Below are 1,655 nucleotides of genomic sequence, written 5' to 3'. Positions count from 1 at the left end.
GACGGCGCACCAGGCGACGTTGGGCAGCTTCTTGGCGATATGGGGAAACTTTCTCCAGCTCATTTTCGGCTCCGGAAAAGCAGATGGGCGCCGAAGCGCCCATCTTGTCGGAGCGCCGTAGCGCCCCTGCGATCACAGTCCGTGATTACTGAACTTTGCGTTCCACGGTGATCTGTTCGATTTCAACGCGGCGGTTAGGCTCCAGGCACTTGATCAAGTCTGCGCGCTTTTGCTTCTTGCCGTCGCAAGCCACGACTGGATCGGCCTTGCCTTTGCCCACAGCGGTCAGGCGGTCGGCGCCAACGCCTTTGCCCACCAGGTAGGTCTTGACGGAGTTGGCACGCTGCTCGGACAGCTTCTGGTTGTACTTGTCCGAACCGATGCGGTCGGTGTAGCCGGTGATGGTGATGCCGCTGATGGACGGATTTTCGTTCAGCAGCTTGGCGATGTCGTCCAGCTTAGGCTGTTCCGGTGCCAGCTTCGCGCTGTCGAAGGCGAACAGTTCGGTCGCCGACATGGTGATCTTTTCGAAGCGTGGTGGTGGCGGTGGTGGCGGAGCCACTGGCGCCGGTGCTGGTGCAGGTGCTGGTTCTGGAGCGACCACTGGTGCCGGTGGCGCTGGCGGCTGCGGGGTCGGGCCGAACGCGTAGTTCAGCGAGAACATCAGGTACTGGTTGTCGGCGTGGGCCGGACGGAAGGCGTCGCCACCCAGGAAGCCGTGCACATTGCGCAGGTCGGCCTGGAAGAACCAGCGGTCGTTGATGGTGGACTGGAAGCCCACGCCCGCGCTGATGTATGGGTTCCAGCGCTTTGCTTCGGCACCGGTGATGTAGGAGTTCAGCTTGTCGCGCTCTGCGCCCACGCCGACCAGCAGGAAGGGACGGAAGTTGTGGCTGCGGGAGAACAGGTACAGGCCATCCACGCCCACCAGGGATTGCTGGTAGCGCAGGTTGTTGTGCTTGGTTGCGGCATCGGTGTAGCCGCCCTGGATATCGATGTTTTCAGTGATCGGTTTGCCGAAACGAATACCGACGGCGCGGTCGTCTTTGCCGACGCCCCATTGGCTATCAGGACGCATGACACCGGCGGTGCCTTGAACGTACCAGTTTGGGTTGATGGCAGCGTCTTGTGCCGAGGCGGCGAAAGATGCGCACAGTGCTGCTGTGGCGATTGCGATGTTCTTAATGTTATTCACTAGTTAACTCCCGRGGTATGAGGTGACTTCTGGTCATGACGGTGGCGCGCTGCGGCGCCTTACCGCCGGACTGTCCCAGCTGTTACTGCTGTGGGGCCAAGTTTATGGGATGGGATTTCCCGGCTTTTGTGCGGCAGCGCACAAAGCAACCGTATTTTAACAATAATTGTAGTTTTTTTGCAACGTGAACTTCTTTGATTAGTTGCGGTCTTACAAATGAAAGGCCTTCAACTGCGGGGTTTTCGCAAAAAAACACCCCGCCGAAGCGGGGTGTCGGGTGAAGCGATCAGCGGTTTGGCGGCGGATTTTCGGCGRGCGGCACCACGATGGTGGTATCGCCAGGCTTGCCAGGTTCGCCCGGCGCACCTTTGTCGCCAGGGACGCCGGGGCTGCCCGGTGCACCCGGCTCGCCTTTAGCGCCTTCCGGGCCTGGTGGCCCCGGAACAGGCACCGGCACCGG

General features: G+C 60.8%; 1 protein-coding gene. It reads right to left on the bottom strand.

Going from position 1 to position 1,655, the window contains the following annotated elements; translation table 11 throughout:
- Positions 1-145: 145 nt before the first annotated feature.
- Complete coding sequence (locus AB4Z11_RS31035) at positions 146-1,195, bottom strand: OmpA family protein (RefSeq protein ID WP_442029934.1); 1,050 nt, start codon at positions 1,193-1,195, stop codon at positions 146-148.
- Positions 1,196-1,655 lie beyond the last annotated feature (460 nt).

Origin of the sequence: Pseudoduganella sp. RAF53_2 (assembly GCF_052113985.1) — a bacterium.
Lineage (GTDB): Bacteria > Pseudomonadota > Gammaproteobacteria > Burkholderiales > Burkholderiaceae_D > Rugamonas.
Note: the sequence above shows the minus strand (reverse complement) of the source record. Positions and strands in the feature narration are given on the sequence as shown.